Annotated in this window: 1 protein-coding gene; it reads right to left on the bottom strand. The window is 71.9% G+C overall.

What is annotated here, in order from left to right; translation table 11 throughout:
* Positions 1-59 precede the first annotated feature (59 nt).
* Positions 60-24,596: a non-ribosomal peptide synthase/polyketide synthase gene (locus AB4Z09_RS04805; protein ID WP_442239278.1), complete on the bottom strand. Its 24,537-nt coding sequence runs from the start codon at positions 24,594-24,596 to the stop codon at positions 60-62.

The raw sequence follows: 24,596 nt of genomic DNA, 5'->3' as shown, positions 1-24,596 counted from the left end.
GAATTCTGTCTGTCCGGCGCGATCCCCCGTTCGGTGGCCTACGGTCCCGGTCGAGTCGGTCAGCCCCGCCGCTCGAGATATCGCGCCAGCGCGGGACCGATCACCGCGACCGAGTCCGGTTCGATCATGTCGTTGTGCCCGCAGTCGACGGGGCACTCCTCGATGTCGCCGGTGACGAGTGGGCTCCACTCCCCCGCGGACCGGTCGCCGCCGCCGTCCTGCCCGCGGGCCGCCGGGAACACCAACAGGTCTCCGTCGAACACACCGGGCACGAATCGGTGCACCAGCAGCCGCGAGTTGGCGTATCCGTCGTTGATCCGTTCGAGGTGATCGGCGGTGACAGCATCGGCGGTCCCGAAGTGGGAGTTGAGCATTCGCGCGGCGCCCGCATAGTCGATCGCATGCTCCGAAGCCGGGAGTTCGAAGCCCAGACCGCGCAGCAGGTCAGCCAGATCGAGCCGGCCGAGCAGGGGATCCGAACCGTCGTCGGGATAGGCGTCCATGACCGCCAGCGCCGCGACGGACCTCCCCCGCCGCTGCAGTTCGACGGCCATCGCGTGGGCGATCACGCCGCCCAGCGACCAGCCGAGCAGGTCGTACGGCCCGTCCGGCGCGACGGCGGTCATCTCGTCGACGTACCGCGCGGCCAGCTCCTCGAGCGAGTCGTACTGCGGCCCGCCCGCGATCACCGGCAACTGCAGTCCGAAGACCGGCCGCTCCGACGGCAGGTACTGCACCAGTCCCGTATACCCCCACGACAGCCCGATTCCGGGATGCACGCAGAACAGCGGGCGCCCGGACCCCGTGCCCCGCAGCGGGATCAGGGGGCGAAGGGCGTCGTCCACCCCGCCGGAGGTGGTGTCGGCGATCCGTCCGGCGAGACCCGCCGGCGTCGGATCGAGGAACAGTGCCTGCAACGCGACGGTGGGTCCCAGGCGGGTCCGCAGCTCGGTGACGACCTTCGTCGCGAGCAGCGAGGTCCCGCCGAGATCGAAGAAGCTGTCGTCCAACCCGATCCGCTCGACGCCGAGGACGTCGGCGAACGTGTCCACCACCGCCGTCTCGATCGGGCCGCTCGGCTCGCGGAACACCGTCGCCGGCGACATGAACTGGGGCGGCGGCAGCGCGGTGCGGTCGAGTTTGCCCGTCGGTGTCAGTGGGATCCGGTCGAGGACGGTCACCGACGCGGGAACCATGTGCGCGGGCAGGTGACGCCCCACGTCGCGGCGCAGATCGTCGGCGTCGACGTGGGCGTTCTCGGCCGGGCGCACGTACGAGCACAGCAGTGTGTTGCCGGCCGGTCCGGGACGCGCGAGCGTGACGGCGAATCCGACGTTCGGCTGCGCAGTGAGCACCGCGTCGACCTCGCCCGGCTCGATCCGGAAGCCGCGGACCTTGACCTGGAAGTCGCTGCGCCCGATGTACTCGAGGGTGCCGTCCCCGCGCCATCGGACGAGATCGCCGGTGCGGTAGATGCGCCCGCCGCTCCGACCGAACGGGTCGGCGACGAAGCGGCCGGCCGTGAGCCCGGGCCGCCGGTGGTAACCGCGGGCCAGCGCGGGGCCGGCGATGTACAACTCGCCGACGACCCCGCGCGGGACCGGGTGCAGACGCGGGTCGAGGACCAGTTCGGTGACACCGCGGATCGGACCGCCGAACGTGACCGGCTCGCCCGGCCGCATCCGTGCGCTGATGTTCGCCATGATCGTGGTCTCGGTGGGGCCGTACGCATTGAGCATCGTGCGTCCCGGAGCCCAGCGCATCACCAACTCCGGCGGGCACGGTTCCCCCGCCACCACGAGCGTCCGCAGACTCTCGAGCCCGACGGGGTCCACCGAGGCCAGCGCGGTCGGTGTGACGAATCCGTGTGTCACCCGATCGGTTTCGAGCAGCGAGGCGAACTCGGTGCCGCCGTACACGTCGGAGGGGACGACGACCATCGTGGCGCCCGCGCTCAGGGCCATCACCGTCTCGAACACCGACGCGTCGAAGCTCGGTGACGCGAAGTGCAGGGTCCGCGCCTGCGGCGTCACGCCCAGGCGTTCCCGCTCCTCGGCCGCCAGGTTGGCCAGCCCCCGGTGCGTGAGCACGACACCCTTCGGCGTGCCGGTCGAGCCCGAGGTGTAGATCAGGTACGCGGGGTGATCGGCACGAAGCGGGTGGATCCGCTCGGTGTCGGAGATCGGTGTGGCCGACTCGGCCGCGACGGCGGCCGCGACCTCGGGATCGTCGAGGACCAACCAGTCGACCGAATCCGGCAGTCGCTCCCGGCACGACCGCACCGTCACACCCACTCCGGCACCGGAATCGGTGAGCATCCGCTCGATGCGCTCCGCCGGGTAGCCCGGGTCCACCGGCACGAACGCCGCACCCGTCCTCGCCACTGCCCACACCGCGAGCACCGACGACACCGAACGTGACAGCCCCAGCGCGACATATGTTTCCGGGCCCGCTCCCATGGCGATCAGGAGCCGGGCCAGCCGATTCGACTCGTCGTCGAGTTGCCGGTACGTCACTTCACGGCCGTCGCACACGACCGCGACGGCGTCGGCGTTTCGCGCCGCGGACTCGAGCAGATCGGCGAGGAGGATCGTCGGCGCATCCGGCCCGCCTCGCGCGGGGGCCAGCCCCGCCAGCTCGTGCGGGTGCAGGATCTCGAGGTCACCGACGGGCCGGCCCGGATCTGCCAGCGCGGTCTCGAGGATCCGCACGAAACGCTCGGCGAAGCCTTGCACGGTGTCGCGGTCGAAGAGATCGGTCGCGAACGCGATGCCCCCGGAGATCCCCGCGGGCGCACCGTCGCCGTCGAGCAGTTCACCGAGCACGAACTCGAGGTCCTCCTTGACCATCCCGGCGCCGATCGACAATCCCTCGAGCGTCAGCCCGGACAGCTCGAGTCGGGCGCTCTCGAGATTCTGGAACTCGAGCGCGACCTGGAACAGCGGTGAGTACGCGGTGGATCGGGCCGGATCGAGCTTCTCGACCACCCGCTCGAACGGCACGTCGGCGTGTGCGAAGGCTCCGAGATCGATGTCCCGGACCGTCGCCAGAAGCTCCGAGAACGATTGCCGTGCAGCGATCCTGGTGCGCAGCGCGAGTGTTCCGACGAACATTCCCACCAGCTCGTCCAGTGCGCGCTCGCCGCGCCCGGCGATGGGGGTGCCCACCACGATGTCATCGGTGTCACCCAACCGGGCGAGCAGCACCGCGAGGGCCGCGTGGATCGTCATGAACAGGCTTGTTCCGTGGTCACGTGCGAAGGTCAGGAGTCGTCGGTGCAGCCCAGGGTCGAGCGCGAACTCCACACGGTCGCCACGGAAGGACTGCTGAATCGGCCGCGGTCGGTCCGTGGGCAGCCCCAGCAGGTCGGGCGCACCGGACAGCGTCTCGGTCCAGTAACCGAGCTGCCGGGACTGGACCGATCCGGGATCGTCCTCGGCGCCCAGAAGTGCCCGCTGCCACAGCGTGTAGTCGGCGTACTGCACCGGCAGCGGATCCCAGTCCGGACCGTGCCCGACGGTGCGTGCGACGTAGGCACGCATCAGATCACGCGCCAACGGCCCCAGCGAGTAGCCGTCGATCACGATGTGGTGCGCCACGAGGACCAGCACGTGCACGTCGGACCCCACCTCGAGCAGCGCCCCCTCCACCGGAACCCGCTCGGTCACATCGAATCCCGTGGACACCATGGCACGGGTGCGGTCCCGCAGTTCGGCCTCGCCCGCGACCACGACCGGGTCGAGAACGACCGCGACCTCGGCGACCGGACGGACATCCTGGATCGGCCCGGCGGCGCCGACCGGGAACCGCGTGCGCAACGACTCGTGCCGCGACAGGACGTCGTCGATCGCCGCTCTCAGCGCGGGCGCGTCGAGGGCACCGGTCAGGCGCACCGCCAGCGGCACGTTGTACGCGGGCGACGACGGGTCGAACTGGTTGATGAACCACATGCGCTGCTGCGCCGCCGACAGCGGGATCTCCGCCGGGCGCGGCGCCACCTCGAGCACCGGGCGACCGGAGGGGCCGGTGTCGGCGTGTTCGATCCGCTCGGCGAGCGCGGCCGCCGTGGGTGCCTCGAACAGCGCCCGCACACCGAGGTCGATACCGAGGGATTCGTCGAGTCGCGCCACGGCCCGCGTCGCGGACAACGAGTTGCCCCCGATGTCGAAGAAGCTGTCGCCGGTGCCCACCCGGTCGACTCCGAGGACCTCCGCGAACACCGCCGTGATCGCCTCCTCGACGGGATCGGTCGGGGCGCGGAACACCGTGGTGGTGAAACCGAACTCGGGTTCGGGCAGCGCGCGGCGGTCGAGCTTGCCGACCGGGGTGAGCGGGATGTCGTCGAGCACGACGAACGCCGTCGGCACCATGTACTCCGGTACCCGCTCGGCCAGCCGCGCCCGCAGATCGTCGATGTCGATCCGGCGGCCGTCGTGCGCGACGACGTAGCTCACCAGCACCGTGTCGCCGCCCGGCCCGCGGCGGCCGAGGGTGGCCGCGAACCGCACATCGGGATGCCCCGTCAGGACGGCGTCGATCTCGCCCAGCTCGATCCGGAAGCCGCGGACCTTGACCTGGAAGTCGCTGCGCCCGCGATACTCCAGCTTGCCGTCGGCCGTCCACGCACCGATGTCCCCGGTGCGGTACATCCGCTCGCCCGGCGCACCGAACAGGTCGGGCAGGAAGCGGGCCGCCGTCAGTCCCGGGCGCCGATGGTAACCGCGGGCCAGTCCGGGCCCGGCGATGTAGACGTCGCCCGAGACACCGACGGGGACCGGCTGCAGGCGGGAATCGAGCACCGTCTCGGTCACCCCGGCGATGGGCCGGCCCAGGGAATGCGCTGCCTCCTGGTGCGCGACGAACTCCTCACCGTTGACGACGATCGTGGTCTCGGTGGGGCCGTAGACGTTCAGGACTCGGCACTGCGGCAGCCAGTCGTCCACCAGTTCCGGGGGCCAGGCCTCGCCGCCGACCAGCACGCACTCGAGGTCGTCGAGCCCGGACGGATCCACCGACGCGAGCGCGGCCGGGGTGATGAACGCGTGCGTCACCCGCTGCTTCCGCAGCACCGCGGTCAGTTCGGAGCCGCCGTAGACCGTGCGCGGGACGATCACCATCGTCGCGCCGACCGCGAAGCACAGCAGATACTCGAGGACCGAGACGTCGAAGCTGGGCGACGAGAAGTGCAGGGTCCGTGCCTCCGCGGTCACACCGCTGACGTCCCGCTGCGCGTCCGCATAGTTGCCGAGGCCCCGGTGTGTGACGGTGACGGCCTTCGGTCGTCCCGTGGATCCGGACGTGTAGATCAGGTAGGCGGGGCTGTCGAGCCGCAGCGGCGCGGTCCGGTCGGTGTCGGTGACCGGACCGGGGGACGCGTCGGCGCACTCGGCCGCGAACGCCTCGTCGTCGAGGACCAGCCATCGCGGGCCGTCGGGCAGTCGCGCCCGGTGCTTGGTGGTCGTCAGGGCGATGTCGGCGCCCGAGTCGGCGAGCATGGCCGAGACCCGCTCGGCCGGGTAGTCCGGATCGACGGGTACGAACGCGCCGCCCGCACGCGCCACCGCCCACATCGCGACCACCGACTCGATCGATCGCGGTATCCCCAGCACCACCCGCGATTCCGGCCCGACACCGCGGGCGATCAGCGTCCGCGCCAGTCGGCTGGACCACGAATCGAGCTCGCCGTAGGTGACCTCGCGACCGCCGTTGACGAGAGCGGTCACCTCCCGGTCGCGGGCCGCGGCGGCGTCGAGGATCTCGGGGAGCGTGCGGAGTTCGGACCGCGGCCCGCCGCGCACCGGGACCAGGGCGCGACGCTCGACACCGGTCAGGAGGTCGAGGTCCGCGAGCCGTCGCTGCGGATCGTCGGCGAGTTCCGCGAATGCCTGCAGCACCCGCAACAGCCGCGCGGCGATACCGGCCACCGTCGCGCCGTCGACCAGGTCCGGGCGGAACTTCATCGTCACGTGCAGCCGGTCGGGCGCCGACGCGACGACACTCAGCGGGAAGTGTGCGGAATCGCGAGCCTCCACATCGGTCAGCCGCATCCCGTCGAGGTCGGTGTCCGCCGCCACCGCACCACGGGCCGGGTACGACTCGAACACCGTGAGCGTGTCGAAGATCGAGCCCAGGCCGGCGGCGCGCTGGATCTCGGGCAGCCCGACGTGGTGGTGGTCGAGCATCGCCGACTGCGCGGCCTGGACCCGGTCCAGCAGCTCGCCGAGGCGCGCGTACGGATCCAGCCGGACCCGGACCGGAATCGTGTTGATGAACAGCCCGATCATGGTTTCGATGCCCGCGACGTGCGGCGGGCGGCCCGACACCGTGGCCCCGAAGACCACGTCGTCACGTCCGGTGAGCAGCCCCAGCACGATCCCCCACGATGCCTGGACGACGGTGTTCAGCGTGACGCCACGGGCCCTGGTGAGTTCCCGGAGCCGGTCCGACGTCGCGGCGTCGAGTCGGTACGCGAGGTCACGCGACTCGGTGTACGCCTCGGTGGCCGCGGCGCGGCCCGGCAGCAGCAGCGTGGGGTCGTCGACGTCGGCGACGGCGCGCACCCACGCGTCGACCGCGGCATCCCGGTCCTGCCGGGCCAGCCATTGGAGGTAGCCGCGGTGCGGGCGCGGGCGCGGCAACGCGTCGTCGTCGCCGCCCGTCAGGTACAGCGTGACGAGCTCCTCGAGCAGGAGCGGGGTGGACCATCCGTCGAACAGGATGTGGTGATTGGTGAACACCAACCGGTGCGCGCCACCGGGCATGTGCACCAGCATGATTCGCACGAGTGGAGCGACCGTGACGTCGAACGGGGTCGCGCGGTCCTCGTCCAGCAGCTCCGTCAGACGCGTGGCCGCGGCCCGCTCCCCGAGGACGGAGAGGTCGATCTCGCTCCACCGCGCCTCTCCTCCGCTGCCCACCACCTGCACCGCGTCGCCGCTCGGTAGTCGTGTGAAGGCCGTCCGCAGGTTCGGATGGCGGCCCAGCAGCGTCCGGCTCGCGCGGCGCAGACGGGGTCCGTCCACCGCACCCTCGAGGGTCAGGATCAGCTGCACCAGGTACGCGTCCGTGGACTCCTCGGCCAGTTCGGCGTGAAACAGCATGCCGCGCTGCATCGGCGAGAGCGGCCACACGTCGGCCAGGCCCGGGTACCGCTGTTCGAGACGGTCGATCGCCGGTTGCCCCAGTTCCACCAGATCCAGGTCGGACGGGGTCGATCCGCCCGCCCCGGGTGTGCGCGCGTGTGCGGCGAGCGCGTGAGCGGCGCGGCTCCACAATTGCGCCAACCGATCCACCTCGCCCGATGTCAGGACGCCCCGCGGGAAGTCCCACGTCGCGGCCAGGCGAGGTCCGTCCGGACCGGACAGCGTGACGGCGTTGACGTCGATCGCGAACACCACCGGCAGGTCCGGCGCGACGACGCCACGCAGGCCGGAATCCTCGACGGGAAGCCAGGTTCCGGTGCCGCGATCGGGGGTACCGGTGTCGAACCGGCCGAGGTAGTTGAAGCTGATGTCCGGCAGACGACGCGGCGCGAGTACGGCCGCCGTCGCGTCGTCCAGGTAGCGGAGCAAGCCGAACCCGATGCCGTGATCGGGAATTGCCCGCAGCTGCTCCTTGACCGCCTTCACCGCGGCGCCGATGGCATCGCCGCCGCCGGCCGCCCGGTCGATGTCGATCCCGGAGAGGTCGAATCGCACGGGGTACAGCGACGTGAACCAGCCGACGGTCCGGGACAGGTCGGCACCGGGCAGCACCTGCTGCTCCCGGCCATGGCCTTCGAGAGCGACGGTGACCGTGTCGCCGTCACCCCCGCGCTCGCGCCGCCACTGGACCAGCGCGAGGGCCAGTGCGGTGAGCAGCCCGTCGTCGACCGATCCGTGGAAGAGATCGGGCACCGCGGTCGTGAGGGCGCGCGTGACGTCGGCCGGCAGTTCCACCTCGACGCGGTCGAGCGTGGACGCGACGTCCACGTGTGGATCCAGGTCGCGACCGACCGGGCACCGCCCGTCGGCGGCGGTCGCCGATCTCCACAGGTCCAGCTCGGACACCCGAGACGGCGCGGCCGCCGCGAGTCCGTCCGCCCACGTCCGCATCGACGTCCCGACCGGTGACAGAGCCGGATCGGTGCCCGCCGCCACCGCGGAGCAGGCCGCCGCCAGATCCGGGACCAGGACCCGCCACGACACGCCGTCGATCACCAGGTGGTGAGCCACGACCAGCAGCCGCACGCCGTCGGCCGCGGCGAACCGCACGAGCTGGATCATGCTGCCGGACAGCGGGTCCAGCCGATCCGCCGCCGAGTCCAGGGCGGTGCGGGCGGCCTCGGTGAAACCGGCACCGGACACCGTATCGACGGGAACGACCCGGACGATCGCGCCGGCGTCGACCGCTCCGGGAGGTCGCACCTCGATCCGCCGGCCGGTACCGGATCGCTCGTCGGGACGCAGCCGGGACCGCAGCATGTCGTGACGGTCGAGGACCGCGCCCATGCCCCGGGCCAGGACGTCGGCTCCGATGTCGGGCGGAATGTCGAGCAGCACCGACTGCGAGTACCGGCCGAAGTCCCCGCCCCGGTCCGCGAGCCAGTGCACGATCGGAGTGGTGACGACGTCGCCGACCCCGGCACCGGGAAGCTCCGGCAGCGGCGGCGGCCCCTCCCGTTCGGCGAACTCCGCCACCTCGGCGAGACCGGCCACGGTGCGCCGTTCGAAGACGTCCCGCGGCGTCAGCGTCACTCCCGCGGACTTGGCGCGGGCCACCAGCTGGATCGACATGATCGAGTCGCCGCCGAGCCCGAAGAAGGAGTCGTCGGCGCCCACCGATCCGACACCGAGGATCTCCGCGAACAACCCTGCGAGAATCCGCTCGACGTCGGTGGCGGGTGCGCGTCCCGCACCCGCGCTCGGTGCCGGAACCGGTAGTGCGGCGCGATCGACCTTGCCGTTCAACGTCATCGGGAACGCGTCGAGCACCGTGATCGCGGCCGGCACCATGTAGGACGGCAGCCGCTGCCCGACCGCCGCGAGCACCTCTTCCTGGTCCACCACGTGGCCGGCTTCGGGCACCACGTACCCGAACAGCCTCAGACCGCCGGCATCCCCGGCACGGCCGAGCACGACGGCCGTCGCCACGCCGGGCACCGCCAGCAACGCCGACTCCACCTCGCCCGGCTCCACCCGGAATCCGCGCAGCTGCACCTGGAAGTCCCTGCGCCCCAGGTACTCGAGCGCCCCGGATGCCGTTCGGCGGACCCGGTCGCCCGAGCGGTACATCCGCTGTCCGGCCGCGAACGGGTCGGCGACGAAGCGGGACGCGGTGAGACCGGCACGACCGCGGTAGCCCCGCGCCACCTGCGGACCGGAGACGTACAGTTCGCCGGCGACGCCGGGCGGCACGGGATGCAGGCGATCGTCGAGCACCCGGACGCGGACGCCGGGAAGCCCGACACCGACCGTCGACCCCAGCGGACGCTGCGCCCGGTCGGCGCGCACCGCCGCGGCGTCGATCCGCTGCCAGGTCACGTGCACGCACGTCTCGGTGATGCCGAACATGTTGACCAGGGCGGGGGTCCGGTCGCCGTGGCGCTCGATCCAGTCGGACAGCCGCGCCGCGTCCAGTGCCTCGCCGCCGAACACCACGTGGCGCAGCGCGAGATCGCCCGCGGAATCCGCATCGACGTCCGCGAGCGGGTAGAAGGCCGACGGGGTCTGGCTGAGCACCGTCACGGACTCGTCCCGCAGCAGTCGCAGCAGCGCGTGCGGGTCGCGCGCGGTGTGGTAGTCCACGACCACCACCCGGCCACCGAATCCGATCGCGCCCCACAGTTCCCACACCGCGAAGTCGAACGCGAACGAGTGGAACATCGTCCACACGTCACCCGGCCCGAGCCCGAGGACGTCCCGGGCACCGGTCAGCAGCGTCGCGACGTTGCGGTGGCTCACCGTCACGCCCTTGGGTCGCCCCGTCGAGCCCGAGGTGTAGATCAGATACGCGGCCGAATCGGGGTGCAGCGGGCGAGTTCGGTCGTCGTCGGTGACGGGCACCGCCGGGTGCCGGTCGATCTCGTCGCGGATGCCGGGCGCGTCGAGGCACACGATCGGGAGGTCGTCGGGCAGCTCGACGTCCACCCGCTCGCGGCGGAACGCCTCGTCCACCACCGCGCACGCGGCCCCGGCGTCCTCGATCACGAACCGGATCCGGTCGGCGGGGTATCCGGGGTCCACGGGGAGGTAGGCTGCGCCGGCGCGCACGATCCCCACGAGGGTCGTGACGAGGTCCGCGGTCCGGCCCATGACGACCGCCACCACCGATTCGGGCCCCACTCCGCGATCGATCAGCCACCGCGCCAGTCGGTTCGAACGCTCGTCGAGTTCCCGGTAGCTGATCCGCTGGGCGGCGGCGACCACCGCGTCGGAGTTCGGCGTGGCGGCCGCGGACGCCGCGAACAGGTCCGCGAGTGTCGTTGCGGCCGCGATCGGCGCCGCGTCCTCGGATGCGGTTCGCGAGGGCGCACCGGTCAGGTCGAGGTCGCCGACCGGTCCCGCCGGGTCGGCCGCGACCGCTGCGAGCAGGCGGGCCGTCAGATCGGCCAGTCCCGCCACCGTCGAGTGGTCGAAGATGTCCGAGGCGTACAGGATTTCACCGGACAGCCCGGCCGCCCCGTCGCCGCCGTCGGAGGTCTCGCCGATCCCGAACTGCAGATCGAACTTCACCTCGCCGGGGTCCACGTCGAGCGCCTCGACGGTGAGACCCGGCAACTGCACTCGTGGTCGATCGACGTTGCGGTACTCGAGCATCACCTGGAACAGCGGCGCGTACGACGTGCTGCGTCCCGCGCCGATGCGTTCGACGAGACGCTCGAACGGCACGTCGGCGTGCGCGAACGCATCGACATCGCCATCGCGGACCACGTCGAGCAGATCCGCGAACGACGCCCCGGGATCGACCTCGGTGCGCAGCGGCAGGGTGTTGACGAACATGCCGACCACATCGTCCAGTTCGGCCTCGCCGCGTCCCGCGACGGGAGTGCCGACCACCACGTCGTGATCGGATCCGATCCGGGACAGCAATGCCACCAGCGCCGCGTGCACCACCATGAAAAGGGTCGAATCATGCTGCCGGGCAATATCGACCAGGAAGCGGTGGATGTCGGGCCCCACCGTGAACGAGACTCGCCCGCCGTGCGTCGACCGGCGCACACCCCGGGGCCGGTCGAGCGGCAACGCCGACACGGGAGGCGCACCGCTGAGCCGCTCGAGCCACCACGACTCCTGCCGGGCGAGCCGCGACCGAGGCTCGTCGGGCGCCCCGAGGACCTCTCGCTGCCACAGGGCATAGTCGGCGTACTGGATCGGCAACCGATCCCACGCCGGTGCCCCGCCCGTCACCCGGGCCGCGTACGCGGTCGCGACGTCGCGGGCCAGCGGTCCGATCGAGAACCCGTCCGCGACGATGTGGTGCACCACCAGGACCAGCACGTGCACGTCGTCCGCCACCCGAAGCAGCGTCACTCGGACCGGAACCTGCTCCGCCACATCGAAACCAGCACCCACCAGATCAGCGACCCGGGCCGTCACGTCCTCGGCGGCGACGAGCCGGGGAGTGAGGGTCCCCACCACGTCGTCGGCCGGCACCGTCACCTGGGTCGGCCCCGACGCCGACACCGGGAACACCGTCCGCAGCAGCTCCTGCCGCTCCACGACGTCGACGAGCGCGGACCGCAGCGCGGCCACGTCGAGCGTCCCCGACAGCCGCAACGCCATCGGCACGTTGTACGCGGCGGACGCCGGCTCGAACTGGTTGACGAACCACATCCGCTCCTGTGCCCACGACAGCGGAATCCGTTCGGGCCGTATGCCCGCGCGCAGCGTCCGCCGGTCGTCGGCCGCGGCACTGCCCGCGCGGGCGGCGAGCCGGCCGGCGGTGCCGCATTCGAACAGGTCCCGCACGTCGAGCCCCGAGCCGAGGGACCGGTTGATCCGCGCGACCGCCCGGGTCGCGCTGAGCGAGTTGCCGCCGAGCCCGAAGAAGTTGTCGTCCACACCGACTCGCTCGACGCCGGTGACCTCCGAGAAGACCGCCACCACGTGTTCCTCGGCCGGTGTGCTGGGGGCGCGGAACCGCGTCGCCGCCGACGTGAAGTCGGGTTCGGGGAGGGCGTCGCGATCGAGCTTGCCGACGGGTGTCAGCGGGATCTCGTCGAGGACCACAACAGCGTTCGGCAGCAGATGTCCCGGGAGCCGCTGGGCCGCGAAGTCGGTCAGCGCCGACACGTCGATGTCATCGTCCGTACCGGGCACCACGTACGAGACCAGCAGCGGATCCCCGGCGCTGCGCCGGTGCGCCGCCGTCACCGCGTGTGCCACCGCGGGATGCGCGACGAGGACGGCGTCGATCTCGCCCAGTTCGACGCGGAACCCGCGCACCTTGATCTGGAAGTCGCTGCGGCCCAGATAGTCCAGCGCACCGTCCCGGCGTCGGCGCACGACGTCACCGGTGCGGTACATGCGGGTGCCGGGCGGTCCGAACGGACACGCGACGAACCGTGTCGCGGTCAGTCCCTCCCGGCGGTGGTATCCGCGCGCCGTGCCCGCCCCGGACAGATACAGCTCGCCCGGAACCCCGGCCGGGACCCGGCGCAGGAACCCGTCGAGCACGATGGCGTCGGTACCGCGGACGGGTGTGCCGATGGGAATGTCGGCGCCGGGGACCAGCGGTGCGCTGATCGTGGACAGCACCGTCGATTCCGTCGGTCCGTAACCGTCGAGCATGATCCGCCCCGGAGCCCAGTCCGCGACCAACTCCGGGCCCACCGCATCGCCCGCGACGACCAGCACATCGAGGTGGTCGAGGCGCTCGGGTTCGACGGTCGCCAGGGCCGCCGGCGTGATGCACGCGTGAGTGATCCGCTCGCGGCGCAGCAGGTCGCGGAGCGGGTCGCCGCCGTAGACGTCGGGCGGCGCCACCACGAGCGTCGCCCCCGCCGCGAAGGCCTGCAACATCTCGAGCACGGAGACGTCGAAGCTCGGCGAGCAGATGTGCAGGCACCGCGCGTCGGCGGTGATCGGGTAGCGCGACTGCTGCTCGGCCAGCAGGCTCGCCAGTCCGCGGTGGGTCACGCTCACCCCCTTGGGTCGGCCCGTCGACCCCGACGTGTAGATCAGATAGGCGACGTCGTCCACGAGCATCCGGCGTGAGCGTTCCTCGGCGGAGATCGGTTCCGCGGCAACGCCCTCCGGCGGGTCGTCGAGGACCAGCCACCGCACCGAGTCCGGCAGTTCGGCGCGGTGGGCGCGAACCGTGACACCGATGCTCACCCCGGAGTCGGTGACCATGTGCCCGATACGCGAGCGCGGGTAGGTCGGGTCGACGGGCACGAACGCCGCGCCGGTCTTCGCCACCGCCCACACCGCCAGCACCGATTCCACCGATCGAGGGAGCGCGCACGCCACCACCGCGCCCGGCGACGCCCCGGCACCGATCAACGTGCGCGCCCATCGGTTCGACAGTTCGTCCAGGTCCCGATACGTCAGGCGGCCGTCGCTCGCGTCCACCGCGACGGCGTCCGGCGCGCCGACGGTGCCCGGGACGGCCGCGGTCAGGAGATCCGGCAACAACCGCGGCGGCCGCGGGGGCCCGCCCCGCGCCGGCACCCGCGTCTCCCGCTCCCGACCGGACAGCAGGTCGATGTCCGCCACCGGACGCGCGACGTCGTGGGCGATCGCCGTGAGAGCGAATCGCAGTCGCGCGCCGATGGACTCGGCCTCGGCCGAGGTGACACTGCCCACGCGGTGCTTCAGGGACACCTGGAGGCGCTCGGTCAGACCCACCATCACGGTCAGCGGGTAGTGCGTGGCATCGAGACCCTCCACCCCGACGACGCGCAGGCCCGCGATGTCGGTGCCGTGTTCGAGCGCCGACCGGTCCACCGGATACGACTCGAACACCGTGAGGGTGTCGAACACCGCGCCCGGTCCGGCCGACTGCTGGATGTCGGCGAGTCCGATGTGGTGATGGTCCAGCAGCGCCGACTGCTCGCCCTGCACGCGGGCCAGCAGATCCCCGATGGTTTCACGTGGATCGAGCCTGACGCGCACCGGCACCGTGTTGATGAACAGGCCGATCATGGTCTCGATGCCGGAAACCGACGGGGCACGGCCGGATACGGTGGCACCGAACACAACGTCCGACCGGCCCGTGAGGACGCCGAGCACGAGCGCCCAGGCCACCTGCACGACGGTGTTGACGGTGACACCGCGTTCCCGCGCCGCGTGCGTGAGCGCCGCGGTCTCGGATGCGCTCAGCGCCACCTCGGTCACCGCGACGTCGTCCGTCTGCTGCTCGTCCGCATCGCCCGGGGGGGACGTCAGCACGGTCGGCTCGGTGGCGCCGRTGAGGGCGGCACGCCACGCCTCGACGGACCCGTCCTGGTCCGCCAGCCACACCAGGTAGTCGCGGTACTCGCCGCCGCGCGGCAACACCGACGCATCGGCCTCGGCCGCGTACAGCGTCAGCAACTGCTGCAGCAGAAGCGGGGTCGACCAGCCGTCCAGCAGGATGTGGTGGTGCGTCACGAGCAGCCGGTACCGCCCGGGAGCGAGGCGCACGAGTGCGAACCGCATCAGCGGGGCGCGGTCCATCGGGAACGGAGTCGCCCGGTCCTCGCTCAGCAGCGCCCGCCAGCGATGCTCGCGCGCGGGCTCGTCCAGCCCGGACAGGTCAATCTCGATCCACGGCACCGCGACGTCCGCCGCGATCACCTGGAGCGTCTCACCCGCACCGTCGTCCACGAAGCACGCGCGCAGGTTCGGGTTCCGATCGAACAGTGCGCGGGCCGACGCGAGGAGCCGTTCCCGATCGGGCTCGCCGCGCAGATCCACGACCAGCTGCACCATGTAGGCGTCCAGGGAGTTCCCCGCCATGCGGGCGTGGAACAGCAGCCCGGCCTGCAACGGCGTGAGGGGCCAGACGTCGACCAGCCCGGGACGCTGCGCCTCGAGGGCGTCGATGGAACGCTGGTCGAGGTGGACCAGTGGGAGGTCGGACGGCGTGAGCCCGCCGGCGTCGGGCGATCGTGCGTACTCGGCGAGCGCCCCGAGCGCGTCCCGCCACAGCTGTGCGAGCCGGCGGACGTCGATCTCGGCGAACACCCCCGTCGCGAACGACCACGACGACTGCAACGCGGGACCGCCGGGGCCCGAGCCGATCCCGGCGGAGATGTCGAGCGGCGCCGCCACCGGCATGTTCGGATCCTGCGCACCGCCGAGTCCGTCGCCCTCGACCGGCATCCATATCCGCGATCCGGTGCTGTCCCCGGCGGCGAGCCGGCCGAGGTAGTTGACGACGATCTGCGGCGAGCACCGGAGCCGAGTGCCCGCCTCGCCGTCGAGCTCGGTGAGCAGTCCGTAACCGATGCCGCGGTCTGGGATGGACCGCAGGTGCTCCTTGACGAGTTTGACCGCGCTGCCCGCGGCGGGCCCCCCGCCGAACGCGTCGTCCAGGTCGATCGACGACAGAGCGGGCCGCGCCGGGTGGATCGACGTGAACCAGCCCACCGTGCGACTCAGGTCGACGCCCGGTACGACCGTCTCCTCCCGCCCGTGACCCTCGATGCCGAAGAGGGGATCGATTGCGGCGCGGCCGCGTTCGGTGTTCCATCGGCCCACCGCCATCGCGAGGGCGGCAAGCAGGACGTCGACCGCGGTGCCGTGGATCGCGGTCGGCAGCGCCGTGAGTAACGGGGCGGTGAGGTCGGCGGGGAGGTCGACCGGCAGCACCTCGACCGTCGCATGGACGTCGCGGCCGGGATCCGCGGCACGACGGCCCAGTGGCGGATCGCCCGCGCCGACGATGCCCTCCCACAACGGAGTCTCCCGGCGTCGGCGCTCCGCGACGGACAACAGTGCGTGGGCCCACCGGCGCATCGACGTGCCCACCGACTCCAGTGCGGGGGTGCGGCCGCTCGCGGCCTGTGCCCACGCGGACGCCAGATCCGGCACGATCACCCGCCAGGACACCCCGTCCACGACGGTGTGGTGCACCACCACCAGCAGCCGGCCGCCCGCCGGTCCGTCGAACCACACGACCCCGACCATCCGCCCCGCCCCCGGGTCGAGTCGGTCGGCGGCGGCGTCGAGTGCGGCGCCCGCGAGGCTCCCGAGGGTGTCCCCGTCGGACGACGCCACCGGGATCCGGGTGAACGTATCCTCCGCGCGGATGCTCCCGATCGGGAGAACCTCCATCCGCCAGTCTGTTTCGTCACCCGACCCACGGGTCAGCCGAGCACGCAGCATGTCGTGACGATCCAGTACCGCCTGCACCGCGTCGACGAGGTCGCTCTCCCGCACGTTCGGCGGCAGGTTCAGCAGCACCGACTGGGAGAACCGGCCGATCCGGTGGCCCGCACGCCGCAGCAGCCACGCGAGGACGGGGGTCAGCGGCACCTCGCCGATCCCCGCGCCGTCGAGTTCCTCGACCGTGTCGGCCTCGGCGCCGCCCCGCGCGGCAGCGACTGCGGCGAGCGCGGCGACCGACCGGTGGTCGAAGACGTCGCGCGGTGTGACCGACAGCCCCGCGGACTTCGCCCGGGCAACCAGCTGGATCGACATGATGCTGTCGCCCCCGAGGGCGAAGAACGAATCCTCCACGCCGACCGCGTCCAGCCCCAGCACGTCGGCGAACAGGCGGGACAGGGTCGCCTCGGTGCCGGTCGCGGGTGCTCGCCCGGTCGACACCTCGGCGCCGAAATCGGGGTCCGGGAGCGCGCCGCGATCGAGTTTGCCGTGCACGGTCATCGGGACTTCGGGCACCACGGTGATGTGCGCCGGCACCATGTACGACGGCAGCCGCGCGGCGAGCACGTCGTGCAGGTCCGCGGTGTCGATGTCGGCGCCGGCCGCGGGCACCACGTAGGCGATCAGGCGCTCCCCGATCCGCCCCACCCGGCGGACGTCCACGACGGCGTGCCCCACGATCGGCTGTTCGGTCAGGGCGGCCTCGATCTCCCCGGGATCGATCCGATAGCCGCGTAGCTTGATCTGCCGATCCGCGCGTCCCAGGTACATCAGCGAGCCCGAACCGGTCCAACGCACCAGATCCCCGGTGCGGTAGAGCCGTTCACCGTCGCGTCCGCTCGGATCGGCCACGAACCGGGACGCGGTGAGCACGGGGCGTCGGTGGTATCCGCGGGCCAGCGCCGGACCCGCGAGGTACAGCTCGCCCGGCGCGCCCACCGGCACCGGCTGCAGTCGCGGGTCGAGGACCAGCGCGTGGAATCCGGGGGCCGGACCGCCGATCGTCACGGGACCGTCCGGCACCAGGCGATCGCTGATGCTGCCCACGACGGTGGTCTCGGTGGGACCGTACGCGTTGTACATGACGCGGTCCGGTGCCCAGCGCGCGACCACGTCGGTCGGACACACCTCGCCGCCGGCCAGCACGCACCCGAGATCGGTGAGCCCACCCGGGTCGGTGGCCGCCAGCGCCGTCGGGGTCATCAGGCAGTGCGTGACGCGCTCGGCCGCGAGCAGCGTGCGCAGTTCGCCGCCGCCGTACACCGTGGGCGGGGCGATCACCATGGTCGCGCCGGCGCCGACCGCGAGGACCAGTTCGAGGATCGACGCATCGAAACTGGGCGACGCGAGGTGCAGGACGCGGGACGAACACGTCGCCGCGCAACGCGCCTGCAGGTGGGCGGCGAAGTCCGCGATCCCCCGGTGGGTGACGGCCACCCCCTTGGGAACTCCGGTGGATCCGGACGTGTAGATCAGATACGCGACATCGTCGAGACGCACCGGCGAGACCCGCTCGGCATCCCCGACGGGCCCGTCCGACCACACCGAGAGGTCGTCGCCGTCGAGCAGCCACCACGGCACGGACCCGGCGAGTTCGGTCCGCACGTCCCGGTCGGTGAGTCCGAGGCGGGCCTGGGAGTCGGCGAGCATCAACGCGATTCGCTCGGGTGGGTGCGCGGGATCCACCGGCAGGAACGCGGCGCCGGTCTTCGCGACCGCCCACAGTGCGATCTGGTAGTCGGGTCCGCGCGGCATGCCGAGCGCCACGACCGAGCCGGGTCCGATACCCGCGCCGATCATCCTGTGGGCCAGCCTGTTCGACCGGCGATCGAGATCGCCGTAGGAGAGGTCGACGCCCCGGTAGCGGATCGCCGGCCGCTGTGCGTCGGGCGCGGCGGCCGTCGCGAGCAGCGCGGCGAGCGTCCGCGGCGCGGCGCCGGGCGAGCCGCGGACCGGTGCCAGCGCGGCGCGTTCGGACGGATCGAGGATGTCGATGTCCCCGACGATCACGTCGGCCGAGGTCGCCGCGGCCCGCAGGATCCGCACCAGCCGGTCGGCCAGGCCGCGGACCGTCTCGACGTCGAACACGTCGGTCGCGAAGACGAACCCGGCCGACATGCCCGCGGGATCGCCGACCGGGTCGAACTCCTCCGCCACGCTCAGCTGGAGATCGAAGTTGGCGACCTCGTCGCCGTGATCGAGCGCGCGGACCCGCAGCCCGGGCAGTTCGACGTCCGGGCGCGCGATGGTCCGGAACTCGAGCATCACCTGGAACAGCGGGGAATGCGCGGTGGACCGCGGCGGGTCGATCGCCTCGACCACCCGCTCGAAGGGGGTGTCGGCGTGCATGAACGCGCTCAGGTCGGCCTCCCGGACCCGGCGCAACAGTTCCGCGAACGAACAACTCCCGCCGACGTCGCAGCGCAGGACGAGGGTGTTGACGAACATGCCGACCATGTCGTCCAGTGCCGCCGCGCCACGGCCCGCGATGGGCGTGCCGACGGCGATGTCGTCGGTCCCGCCGACCCGCGCCAGCAGCGTGGCCAGCGCCGCGTGCATCACCATGAACACGCTCGAATCGTGTTCGCGGGCGAGTTCGACGATGCGCCCGTGCAGATCGGCCGGGAGCTCGAGCTCGACGCGGCCGCCCTGCTGGGACCGCACGTCGGGTCGGGGCCGATCGCACGGCAGGTCCAGCACGGCCGGCAGGCCCGCCAAGGTCGTGGTCCAGTAGTCCAGCTGGCGGGCGAGCGGCGAGTCCGGGTCGTCGGCGTCGCCCAACCAGTCCGATTGCCACAACGCGTAGTCCGCGTACTGCACGTCGAGCGGCGTCCACGACGGTGTGCCCGTGGAGATCCGGGCCGCGTAGGCCGCCGCGAGATCCCGCGCGAGCACCCCGAGCGAGAACCCGTCGGACAGGATGTGATGCAGGACCACGGTGAGCACATGCTCGGAGTCGCCGATCCGGAACAGACCGGCGCGCAGCGGCGTCCGCACCGTGACGTCGAACCCCCGCGACATCACCGCACGCATCCGCCGCCGGAGATCGTCCTCGTCGCCCACGTCCTCGCTGTCGACCGCGAGATCCAGTCGGTCGACGGGTAACACCTCCTGGCGCGGACCGGCGTCGTCGAGCGGATAGATCGTCCGCAGCGACTCGTGCCGCGCTACCACGTCACCGATCGCCGCGACGAGCGCATCGCGGTCGAGCGCCCCGGACAGTTGCAGGGAGAGCGAGATGTTGTACGCCGGCGAGTCCGTGTCGAACTGGTTGACGAACCAGATCCGCTGCTGGGCCGGCGAGAGTGGAATACGCGCGGGCCGCGGCCGGGCGACGAGCGGTGGGCGGGTCCGCGGGCCCGCCGTCGCATCGGTCTCGCGGGCCCGGCGTGCCAGCCCCGCGACGGTGGGCGCGTCGAACACGTCCCGGATGCCGAGGTCGGCGCCCGTCGCGTCGCCGACGCGCGCCGCCAACTGCGCGGCCACCAGCGAATTGCCGCCGAGTGCGAAGAAGTCGTCGTCGACACCGACCCACTCGAGTCCCAGCAGGGCGCCGACCGCCGACGCGACGGCCTCCTCGACGGGATCACGGGGCGCGATGCGCGTGCGCTCGGCGTCCTCGGGTGCGGGTAGCGCCGCGCGGTCGAGCTTGCCGTGGGCCGTGGTCGGCAGCCGGTCCAGGACGGTGACCGCCGACGGCACCATGTAGCCCGGGAGCGATCGCGCCGCAGCATCTTTCACCGCGACCGGATCGATCGGCGCCCCGTCCGACGCCACCACGTACCCGAGGATCCGGATGCCGGCCGGACCGTCGTCTGCGATCGCGACGGCGGAGCCGACCCCCGGCACCGCGGCCAGCACCGACTCCACCTCGCCCAGTTCCACCCGGTACCCGCGCACCTGCACCTGGGCGTCGGCTCGTCCGGCGAATCGCAGCGTGCCGTCGGTAGTCCAGGTGCCCAGGTCGCCCGTCCGATACATCAGGGTCCCGGCCGCGAACGGATCCGGCACGAACCGGCCCGCGGTCAGCCCCGGGCGGTCGAGGTAGCCGCGCGACAGTTGGGCACCGGCCACGTACAGTTCGCCGACGATGCCGGGCGGCAGGGGGTGCAGGCGCCCGTCGAGCACCCGAACCGCCATCCCGGGCAGCGGGTATCCGATCGAGCCCGGGATCCCGTGTGTGGCCGAATCGGCGGAGACCGGGACGTGGGTGACGTGCACGCACGTCTCGGTGATCCCGTACATGTTCGACAGCCGCGGAGTGACGTCGCCGCGGCGCTCGAACCACGCCGACAGCTGAGACGGATCCAACACCTCACCACCGAAGATCACCTGCCGCAGCCGCAGCGCCCGCTCCCCGTCGCCCGACCCCCGGTCCGCGTCGATCAGCTGACGGAAGGCGCCGGGAGTCTGGTTCAGGATCGTCACCGCCTCGTCCCGCAACAGCGCGAGGAAGTCGCGGGGGGACCGGGCCGTGTCGCGGTCGACCACCACGACGGTCGCGCCGTGCAGCAGCGCGCCCCACAGTTCCCACACCGCGAAATCGAAAGCGTACGAATGGAACATCGTCCATACGTCGGTCGCGTCGAAGCCGAAGAGCGGCTGCGTACGCTCGAGCAGCGTGACCACGCTGCGGTGCGGGACCGCGACGCCCTTGGGCCGGCCCGTCGAGCCGGACGTGTAGATCACGTACACGGTCGCGTCGGGCCGCAGTGGCGCGGTGCGGTCGGAGTCGGTGACCGGGTCCGGCGACATCTCGGCGACCCCGGTGCGAACCGAGGCGTCGTCGAGATCCACGAGCGGGACGTCGACCGGCACCGACGACAGCCGCCGGGCACCGGCGAAGTCGACGAGGACGCACGCTGGGCGGGCGTCGGCGAGCAGGAACGCGATGCGCTCGTCGGGGTAGTCGACGTCCACGGGCACGTAGGCGGCCCCCGCTCCGACGACCGCGGCGAGAACCACGGGTAAGTCCACCGACCGCGTCATCGCGACGGCCACCCGGGTCTCCGGCCCGACCCCGCGCTCGATCAGCCAGCGGGACAACCGGTTCGCGCGTTCGGACAGCTCCCGGTACGTCAGCCGTGTCGGACCCGCGACGACGGCGACCGCAGCCGGATCCGCCGCGGCCGCCCGAGCCAGCAGGTCCGGCAGCGTCGCGGCGACGCCGAGCACGTCCGGTGGCAGCGCGGACAGCGCGCGTTGGGATTCGTCGGCGATCTCGAGGTCGCCGACGACCGCGTCACCGTTCGCGGCGACCGTCACGAGGATGCGCTGCAGGCGCTCGGCGAAGCCCGCGATCGTCTCGCGATCGAACAGGTCGCACGCGAAATGCAATGCGGCCGACAGGCCCTGCGGATGCCCACGCTCGTCGACATACTCCCGCACGCTCAGCTGCAGTTCGAACTTCGCGACGCCGGTGTCCACCTCCCGCACGTCGGCGAGGACGCCCGGCAGCTCCACCGCCGTCGTCTCGGGATTCTGCAGTTCGAGCATCACCTGGACGAGCGGCGCGTGCGCCGGCGAGCGGTCGGTCGCCAGTTCCTCGACGAGCCGCTCGAACGGAAGCTCCGCGTGGGCGAGCGCACCCAGATCGGTGTCGCGGACGTGCGCCAGCACCTCGACGAACGTGGACGCGGGATCGACGTCGCTGCGCAGGACGAGAGTGTTGACGAACATGCCGACCAGGTCGTCGAGTTCGGCGGCGGCGCGTCCGGCCACGGGGGTGCCGATCGCGACGTCACGACCGGCGCCGAGGCGCGAGAGCAGCACCGCGAAGGCGGCATGGAGCACCATGAACAGCGTGCAGTCGCGTTCGCGGCCCAGCTCGAGCAGCCGCAGGTGCGTGTCCGGGGCGATCTCGAACGTGACCGCCCCGCCCGCCGTCGACACCGTCGGTGGGCGCGGACGGTCGTGCGGCAGTGCGATCGCGGGGGGCAGGTCCGCCAACCGGGCCGTCCAGAACCGCAGTTGTCGGGCTGCGATCGAGTCGTGGTCGCACTCGTCGCCGAGCATCTCCCGTTGCCACAGGGCGTAGTCGGCGTACTGGACCGGCAGCGAGGTCCAGGTCGGCGGCCCGCCGGACCGACGTGCGCCGTACGCGACCATCACGTCGCGCGCCAGCGGCAGCACCGACTGCCCGTCCGCCGCGATGTGGTGGACGACCACCGCCAGGACGTACTCGTCCGCTCCGATCCGGAACAGCCGGATGCGCAGCGGAAGCTGTTCGCGCACATCGAACCCCACGACGGCATCCGCCCGGATGGCGTCCCACACGTCGTCGCGTCCCGCCGCGATCGGGGTCACGTCCGCCGCGGCGGACTCGGCGGGCACGATCACCTGGTGCGGGCCGCCGACGTCCGCCGGGAACAACGTGCGCAACGCCTCGTGGCGCTCGACGACGTCGGCGATCGCGGCACGCAGGGCCGCGGTGTCGAGCTCCCCGGTCAACGTCACCGCGAACGCGATGTTGTAGACCGGCGAATCGGTGTCGAGCTGGTTGACGAACCACATCCGCTGCTGCGCCGGCGAGAGCGGCAGCCGATCCGGTCGATCACCGCGGGCAGGTACCGGCACCGGCGCCGGACCGGTCGGCGATCCGTCCGGTCCGACCAGCGTGCCGACGTGTTGCGCGAGGCCGCGCGCCGTGGGCATCTCGAACAGGTCCCGCACCGTCAGCGTCACGTGCAGCGCCGCGTTCAGGCGGGCCACCACCTTCGTGGCCACCAGCGAGTCGCCGCCGAGATCGAAGAAGCTGTCCTCGGGAAGGACCGGTCGGGGTGTCCCCAGGACCACGGTGAACACGTCCGCGATCACCTGCGTGGTCCGGCCGTCGGCGGCCTGCGGGGACGGGCCGGGCAGCTCGGTTTCCGTGTCGAGGATCGGCGACGGAGCGGACGCCTCCGCCACCGGGGACGGCACCGCGGCGACGTGCACGTCCGTGACGGGCGACCGCGGGTCGGTGGCGACGAACTGCTCGAGGAACTCCAGGAAGCGTCGATGGTAGGACGCCTCGACCTCCTCCGGGTACCGGTGCGGGTTCGCCCGGAAGTCGACGAAAGTTCGGACCGGCGTTCCGGATTGGTAGACGTTGACCAGCAGGTCGTCCACCGGCCCGGACGTGATGATGTGGAACTCGGTCGCGAGCGGACCCATCACGATCTCGGGATGGAAGAACATGACGTTGACGATCGGCGCCGCGACGTCGCCACCGCGGTCGCGCCGGATGTCGGCGCGGCTGCAACGCTGATGACGCAGTGCCGCAACCATTTCGAGCTGCACTCGATCGGCGAGGTCACCGATCGTGTCGTCGTCGCGGATCTCGACCGGAAGCGGCAACAGGTTGACGGTCATCCCGCCCGACCGCCGCAGCACGGCGGTGGTGCGGGCGGAGACCGGGATGTTCACGACCACGTCGCGGCGGCCCGTCGTCCGGCTCAGGAAACACGCGAAGGCGGCGACGATCCGAGCCGCCGCGGACGCGTCGGACCCCTGCGGTGCCGCCGTCCGTTCGAGTCGCCGCATCGTCGCATCGGACAATGCTGCAGTCGCGAGCCGACTTTCGGCCACCGCGGGCGCGCCCGAACCGATCAGCGCCACGCCGCGCACGCCGTCGAGCCGGTGCGCCCAGTACGCGCGATCGGTGTCGTGACGGCCCGACGCCCGGTAGCGTTCGTCGATCTCGTGAAGGGTGTGCAGGTCGACCGCGGCGGGCGGATCCGGCTCGCGCCCCTCCACCGCCGCCGTATAGAGGTGAGCGATGCGGTAGAGCATGGTCGCAGCGCCGTAACCGTCGAGCGCGATGTGATGACTTCTGCTGTACCACAGGAAATGTCGGTCACCCACCCGCAGGATCACAGTCTGGACGAGGCGGTCGACCGACAGGTCGAGCGGTGTCGCCACCTCTCGCTGCATCCACGCGTGCGCGGACGCGACCGGGTCGGCCTCGGCGCGCAGGTCCATCAGCGTGATCGACGTGTCCCGCGCCGGGTCGACGTACTGCACGGGCTCGCCGTCGACGGTGACGACGCACAGGAACGGTGACTGGAACTCCCAAGCCGCGCGAACGTTCGCCGCGCGCAGCACGTCGATGTCGAGCGGGCCGTCGATCTCCACGTACTGCGCGATGAACAGCGGGACGTCGGGCACGAGCTGCTGCGCGAACCACAGGGCACGCTGTGCCTCCGACAGTGGAAATCGGTCAGGGAACCGATCGCCGGACCGGCCGGCGGGGCGCGCCGGGCCCGATCGTGAGGTAGCGCTCGACTCAGTGTGGGGTTCGGGGTGAGGTTCAGCAGAATCCAC

The sequence above is a fragment of the Rhodococcus sp. TAF43 genome, from assembly GCF_052113525.1.
Taxonomy (GTDB): Bacteria; Actinomycetota; Actinomycetes; order Mycobacteriales; family Mycobacteriaceae; genus Prescottella.
Note: the sequence above shows the minus strand (reverse complement) of the source record. Positions and strands in the feature narration are given on the sequence as shown.